We start from the raw sequence: 6,201 nt of genomic DNA, 5'->3' as shown, positions 1-6,201 counted from the left end.
GATAAGTATCCCGATGACCCGCCATTTTCAGGTGTCAGTTTTTTCGATTGTTCATAGTCTTTGAGATGACGAAGAACTGTCGTTTCATGGATGCGCAGAGCTTGTGAAATCATGGAGGTACTCCAACCTTCCGATGCAAGAAGTACCGCTTTTATACGATCACGCACTCGACCGTCACGAGTCTTATCATGCTGGTTTTCAAGTTCTTGTTTCTGCTTTTGGGTTAGAGTCATTTTCATAGTGTGTAGCATGATCCTCATTATTAAAGAAATCAAGCATCATCAATGATCACGGGTATACCTTAAAAAGAGTTATGGAATTATATCCTTCAAAAACGCGATTTGTAGTTTTACCAATGGATATGAAGAATATCCATGCAGGAAAGGTTATGGAGGATATTGGCCAGCAACATGAAGAACTGGCAACGCTTTATGAAAATTACAGCGATATTGTAATACCTTTTGTTCATGTCGACCCAAGACGAGAAGATGCATTAGATACATTACAATCACTGGTTGAGGACCGTGATTTCAAGGGCGTAAAGATTTATCCACCTCATGGCTATCGTCCAACACACCCTACGTTGATGAACGACATATACCCTTACATGGTAGAAAAAAACATTCCTCTAATGACACACTGCATGCCAGGACCCGGAATTATTACTAGCAGGGGTATTAGCTCGGAAAAAGCTAAAGCCTACACTGACCCAGACAATTATAAAGCTGTCTTGGAAAAATACCCAGAACTTAAAATTTGTCTTGGACACTTCGGCGGTATAGATGCATGGAAAAAATATAACGAAAACCCGAATGAGCCTACATGGCTTACAAAAATTTGTAATCTTATGAAAAGTTATCCAAATCTTTATGCAGACATTTCGTATACCATTTCCAACTTTGAAGAGAGCATCAAAGTATTAACAGCCCTCTTAAATAATAAAAGAATTGCAGATAGGATTATATTTGGCTCTGATTTCTTCATGATTAAGCCTACAGTACACTCAGAAGAAGACTTATATAAGAAACTACAATACAGTTTAGGCGAAGATAAATTTTGGAAAATAGCCAATTCAAATCCGAAGCGTTATTTGCAACATAAACCTGTAATTAAACCTGCAGCTAAACCTGTAGCTGAGCCTATACCTTAGACTGAACGTACATGACTATTCTAACTTTTAAACATTAATATCGCTTTAGGTCACAAAAGCGGCCTAATTCCAATAAAATCAATTAGTTGTTAATATTAACCACCTACAATTGAATAGCATCAATCTGCGACTGCAGTTGTCCCATCCACTGCTCTCGCAGTTGCGCCACTTCCTGATTCAGCTTTTCCATTTCCTGCAAGATTTTGCCCGTTTCCGCCTGAGTCTTGGCATCTTGATAGCGTTGTGACTCTACGCTGGCTTGCTCTTTGGCTGTCGTGGCCTGTAGCTTGGCGACCTCACTTTCTAATTTGGCCACCTTCGCGGCCATTTCTCGCATAGCCAGCGCAAGCTGTTCCTGCTCTTGCTGCTGTTTGGCGGCCATGGCTTGCAGCTCTTCCGGCGACATATCTTCCGGATCTTTCTGCGTGCCAAGTGCTCCGCGTACTCGCTCCAGAAACAAGCCAGGTAATATACGAATCGCTTGCTGAACCGATCATCCTGCTTAAGGCTTCAACCTGCATTTCTCGAGCGTTCGCATTCTCTTGCATCTGCAACTCAGCGTAGCGAAGGGTTAGCCTTTTGAGCTCAAGCTGATTATCAATCTCCATCTGTCTTAGCTTGATGGCAGACTCTGGATCGTTTTTGATGGCCGACGTAATCGCATCAGGTTCATTCTCTACCCCTAAGGCAGAAGCAATCATCGCCCCTACCGCCGTTTCTGCCGGGCCACCTAACAAGGTACTGGCAAGAGGCGCGGCTTTGGCAACCAGTGCTTTAACTTCATCCCACATAGAGCGATTCCTTTAGTCGCTCAGTTCAAAGTGAGGTTTATCCCACCCGTCGAGGTTCTTACCCTTCTTGCCGAAAGTGCCACCCCAACACAGTTTGACTCCCATGCGTTTAGCCTCGGCTAATACAACACCCGCAATCATTGCCAGGTGATGTTCTTGCCAACTGGCCTTCCCGTTCACATAGGCATAAACATCAACGGCATTGCCTGACTGATGGTTAGAGAGTTTAGTGTAACCATCGCACTTGGTTTTATTATCCTGGAACAGTTCGTATTGCTCTTCAGCAGTGCGAAGACCACCAGACTTGGGAATACCGAAATCAATTGGGCTATTTTTGATAGCGTTGCGCATTATGGTTTGAAGAGTTGGGTTAACCGTAGAAAGGCACTCGTCACTTGCTTTGCTGAACTGAAACATTATTTTTGTTCTCCTATTTTGTTTCCGAGAAACCTCATAGCCAGTTCTCGTAATTGCTCGACACCGATAAACGCAATCCCTCCCCCGACAAACGTTGCTGCAGAGCTGGGAATACCAAGCCAATCAAGAGCTGATACTGTCGTCAATGTTAGTGCACCACACAGTGATCCTTCCAGAAACATTTTGCGCAATCCACCGCCGCTGTACGCAACTCTCAAAACAGCGATACAAATGGACATCAGAAAAGCGTAAATCGTCGGGATATGGATACTCATCCATTCGAGGATGAATGAGGTAATGGTTGGGTCTTTATTCATCAGAGTTCTCGTTATAAAGAGACGGGAGAAATTGCAGGCATAAAAAAACCCGCCGGGAAAGGCGAGGTTTTAGCTAGTTGCAAGAATATGGAGGACAGTCCTCTACTCGTTATTTCGAGCCTGATAAATCTAATTTACAGTCTTTAGCGCGGTAGCCATTGCAGCATTCACCACTTTTTGTACTTGTAAATGCCCCATGATCTCCAGGCTTATTAATTCTTTTTTTATAACGGTCTTTTCTCGCTCAATCTCGATATCAAACTCTTCCTGACTGATATCCCCCTGCTCTCGCGCGATAATCAACTTAGCGAGTGAACCTTCATTTTGTTTTAATATGTTATATATATCGGCCCTGACCTCCGGATCATTGCCTTCAACTACGCTGGCGACATGAGTGGCCATGTGGGATATCAAGTCATTCATATTAATAGTCATTGTGTGTCCTTTTTCTAATTAACTTTTAGGGGGTAATGCCTGCCATAAGTTGCCCCAAACAACCACGAAACTTGATTAGACCACCTTAACAACTGAACTTAATTATTACCCAAAATGCCGAGTGTTTGGGGTCAACTTGATACGATTGTGTACGCCCAGCATGGGCATGAACTGATGAGGTGAAAGTCCTCTGTAGGAAAATCACCGTCTAATAACACCTAACACTAGCGAATGGCCCGGGGTGAGGCCGATAGCAAAACGGATGGTGCATTCTAAGTGAAGCGCCCTGTGCAGAACCGCATGCAGGGTGTTGTGGGTTACGTTCAGAATAAGCGGCATTACGCCGCCCTCTCCTTCTCCAGCGTAATATTAAGCGCCTTCACCGTTTCATCTTGCTCGGTATATAACCACTGCAAACACCGCTCGAACAACGGCTGGTTACAAGGTAACACCAATTACCAAATTGTCACCGATCACACTTAGAGCATTTACTCTATGCGATTGATTTTATTAGAAAACAACGATCAAATAGAACTTTTCATGAGCTAAATCAATGGTAACTTTAAAATGATAACTTTTATATATACAACCCATTTACACCAATATCTTACGGGCATATATTCACACAATAAATTCTACGTGTAGAAGAAGGACGAATAAAGCTGCATGGAAGCGGCATATAATTCAGTATCACTTCAGAATAACGGCCTCACGCCACTCTCTCCTTCTCCAGCGCAACAGTAAGCGCCTTCACCGTCTCGCCTTGCTCCTGATACAACCACTGCAAACACCGCTCAAACAACGGCCGCAATTCGTTATCAAATAGATTGGCACTGATACGCGCTACACCAACCCGGCGCAAATGAGTGCGAATATTGTCCGGCGTCGGCATTAAATACCCTTTCCCCGTACAAGCCGGACACTCCATGATAGCGGGTTTCATCACTTGGCCTGCACCTTGACAGCGAGGACAACGACAACTGTTTGTTGCTTGAGTATCGGCATAGCTTTCTATGTACCGGCGATGGCTAGCAATATTGCTCTCAAGATCCGCAACTTCGCGGTCAATTCGCGCTTTCGCAGACTTGCTGGCAGCACTATCACTTTTGCGCTGTAGCGTTTTGATACTGCATTGCCATTGCTTGATCAGGCGCTTCGCTCTACGCCCCTTATCACTATGATTACGCCATAGCGCAGATAACAGCCGGTACTGGCTGGAAACAGGTTTTTCGCAGTAGGTATCAAAGGCCAGATAACAGAGTGTGAGTGCAATATCCCGGCGCTTAATATTAGGCGGCTCTGATACCCAGGAGTCAATTCGCTTAAGAACGCGCTGTTTCGCATTTTCGTCATCAACATAGCGAGACATCAGCAAATCCATTCCGAAATGATTCTTATGCTGTACCGCGCCAAACACACCTAAAATCACATCACCCGGAATCACTTGTCGCCCCCGCTCGTCTGCCGTCACACTGCGAACAGCATGCATACGTATTAATAGGTCAATCGCCTTGCTGGCCTTTGGCTGCCTGGGTGAGTTGCTTACTTCGAAGTGCCGGTGTCTTAATTGTCATCACCAATAGCCCATCAACCGATTAACGGCCTGCTCTGCTTCAGCTTGGTTTTCAAAGTAACCAAAAAGGATGTGATTCCAGATAACGTTGAAGGAGGCCTTATACAATTCATCGAACTCAGCCTGATCCATCTTTGCAAAGCGAATGCTCTTAGCTTCTTTTCGGGTCGTACCGTTCGGCAACTCAACAATGACGTAAAACCCGGCTTCGGCCACTACCCACTTTCTGTAAGCCTCAAAGCTTTTCTCAACCTCAAGGTTCGTTCTTTGTGCAGAAACGTTATCAAGGTACCCGGAAGCCAAATCTTGTAAGGTCTGAAGTTCACCGCCGTATTGCGCCAGCATCCGGCAAAACCGCTGTAGTAGACTGCGTTCACTTGGTGATACCGTACCGCCCTTCGGGATCCAGTAATCAAAACCTAAATTCAGGAGGGCAAAATACTTTCTATGGAAGATGGGATTTCTGACCGTCTTAAACGAGCACTCAATAACAGCACCGACACGTTTCTTGTCGATCACCGACTTATATTCGAACTAAAGATTTAAAATACATATAGTTAAATTAATACTCACCAGGCAGCCGAAGGCGCATAGCCTTCGGCGCCTCCCCTGCTACCAAATTCCACCCGCCCCTGTGAGAACCTCTCTTTGGCCATGACATTTAATGTCATCTTTGTGATGAGGGACAGCGTTCGGATTACACCATAAAGCTAGAGATGCTTTCTCATCCAATCCCATGCTTTTTTAGGAAGCCATCCGCTTTTTTCTGAAGTTACCTGAATAATAAGAACATTCTCATCCTTCTCAATGTAGGGGCGAATCCGTACATACAATTGGTCCGCTCTTTCAGGTGTAGCTATCAACCATGTTGACTCTAAGTGATGCCACCAAGAAGAAGAACGCTTCAACTCGGTTTGCAGCCCTTCGTAATCTTGCTTCTCGTTGTTCAAATCATAGGAAACACAATATACAAACATAACCCCTCCCAAATAAGTCGTCATAACTGCATATATGTCAAAATGAAACTGCTTTATACCTAATGCAAGTTTAGAAAAAATCTTTCATTCTTTGATCTGAAACCAGGATATGTTGTCTATTTCCTGAGACAAAAAGCCGCAGGGACGACCCTTCAGATGCACTTCGGCTTACGAATGCGATGACTGTACACTCGGAATTTTGAATATGCTTTGGGCATCTCCTGTGATAGTTCAGCCCCACTCTGCTCAAAAATCACCCAAACACACCATAAATGTACATTTATCGCCATCATTGTCTGATTTATCAGGCAAGGTTCAAATTTTGTATGATATTAGTTGGTACCATACCGGTGTTTTTCAAGATTGTTGTCACCCATTAGCTGATTTTTATGCGGCTTTCCGCATGCGATTTTCTGGGTTTAATGTTACTGGCCCTATCGGGTTACAGTCTTGAATTTCACGAGACCAGCGTAATGGGTTCTTAGCTTTAGCTAGCCGCAGTACTTCTTTCCTTTTAACGAGTATTTCTCTATCAATACCA

General features: G+C 44.2%; 10 protein-coding genes. 1 reads left to right on the top strand and 9 read right to left on the bottom strand.

Annotated features, from left to right (window positions below; genetic code table 11):
• Window positions 1-239: helix-turn-helix domain-containing protein (locus L4D76_RS28260; RefSeq protein ID WP_428442575.1), on the bottom strand; the 239-nt coding region annotated here is incomplete at its 3' end.
• A 74-nt stretch (window positions 240-313) separates the two neighbouring features.
• Here L4D76_RS28260 and L4D76_RS28255 point away from each other — a divergent pair.
• Window positions 314-1,150 carry an amidohydrolase family protein gene (locus L4D76_RS28255; protein ID WP_428444154.1) on the top strand — a complete coding sequence of 279 codons (837 nt, stop codon included), beginning with the start codon at window positions 314-316 and terminating at the stop codon, window positions 1,148-1,150.
• A gap of 103 nt (window positions 1,151-1,253) precedes the next feature.
• On the opposite strand, the gene L4D76_RS28250 is transcribed toward L4D76_RS28255, so the two are convergent.
• From L4D76_RS28250 to L4D76_RS28215, 8 genes are all read right to left on the bottom strand, one after another.
• Window positions 1,254-1,466, bottom strand: coding sequence for a hypothetical protein (locus L4D76_RS28250; RefSeq protein WP_428444153.1), 213 nt, complete (start codon window positions 1,464-1,466; stop codon window positions 1,254-1,256).
• Window positions 1,447-1,941 (bottom strand): hypothetical protein, encoded by a 495-nt coding sequence (locus L4D76_RS28245; RefSeq protein ID WP_428444152.1) that lies wholly within the window; start codon window positions 1,939-1,941, stop codon window positions 1,447-1,449. Before L4D76_RS28245 ends, L4D76_RS28250 begins: the two co-directional genes overlap by 20 nt.
• 12 nt (window positions 1,942-1,953) lie before the next feature.
• The gene (locus L4D76_RS28240; protein ID WP_428444151.1) at window positions 1,954-2,358 is read right to left on the bottom strand and encodes a M15 family metallopeptidase; all 405 of its coding nucleotides are present in this window, start codon (window positions 2,356-2,358) and stop codon (window positions 1,954-1,956) included.
• Window positions 2,358-2,675: a phage holin, lambda family gene (locus tag L4D76_RS28235; protein ID WP_428444150.1), complete on the bottom strand. Its 318-nt coding sequence runs from the start codon at window positions 2,673-2,675 to the stop codon at window positions 2,358-2,360. The genes L4D76_RS28240 and L4D76_RS28235 overlap by 1 nt, the downstream gene beginning before the upstream one ends.
• A gap of 129 nt (window positions 2,676-2,804) precedes the next feature.
• Window positions 2,805-3,110, bottom strand: a complete 306-nt coding sequence (locus tag L4D76_RS28230; RefSeq protein WP_428444149.1) for a hypothetical protein — start codon at window positions 3,108-3,110, stop codon at window positions 2,805-2,807.
• Window positions 3,111-3,819: 709 nt separating this feature from the next.
• On the bottom strand, window positions 3,820-4,617 hold the full coding sequence (locus L4D76_RS28225) for a TIGR02642 family protein (protein ID WP_428444155.1): 798 nt from the start codon (window positions 4,615-4,617) through the stop codon (window positions 3,820-3,822).
• 66 nt (window positions 4,618-4,683) lie between these two features.
• Window positions 4,684-5,202 (bottom strand): DUF1367 family protein, encoded by a 519-nt coding sequence (locus L4D76_RS28220; RefSeq protein ID WP_428444148.1) that lies wholly within the window; start codon window positions 5,200-5,202, stop codon window positions 4,684-4,686.
• A gap of 191 nt (window positions 5,203-5,393) precedes the next feature.
• Window positions 5,394-5,660, bottom strand: coding sequence for a hypothetical protein (locus L4D76_RS28215; RefSeq protein WP_428444147.1), 267 nt, complete (start codon window positions 5,658-5,660; stop codon window positions 5,394-5,396).
• Between the last annotated feature and the right edge of the window lie 541 nt (window positions 5,661-6,201).

Source organism: Photobacterium sagamiensis (assembly GCF_050337085.1).
GTDB classification, from domain to species: Bacteria; Pseudomonadota; Gammaproteobacteria; order Enterobacterales; family Vibrionaceae; genus Photobacterium; species Photobacterium sagamiensis.
This window is presented reverse-complemented; position numbering and strand designations above follow the sequence as displayed.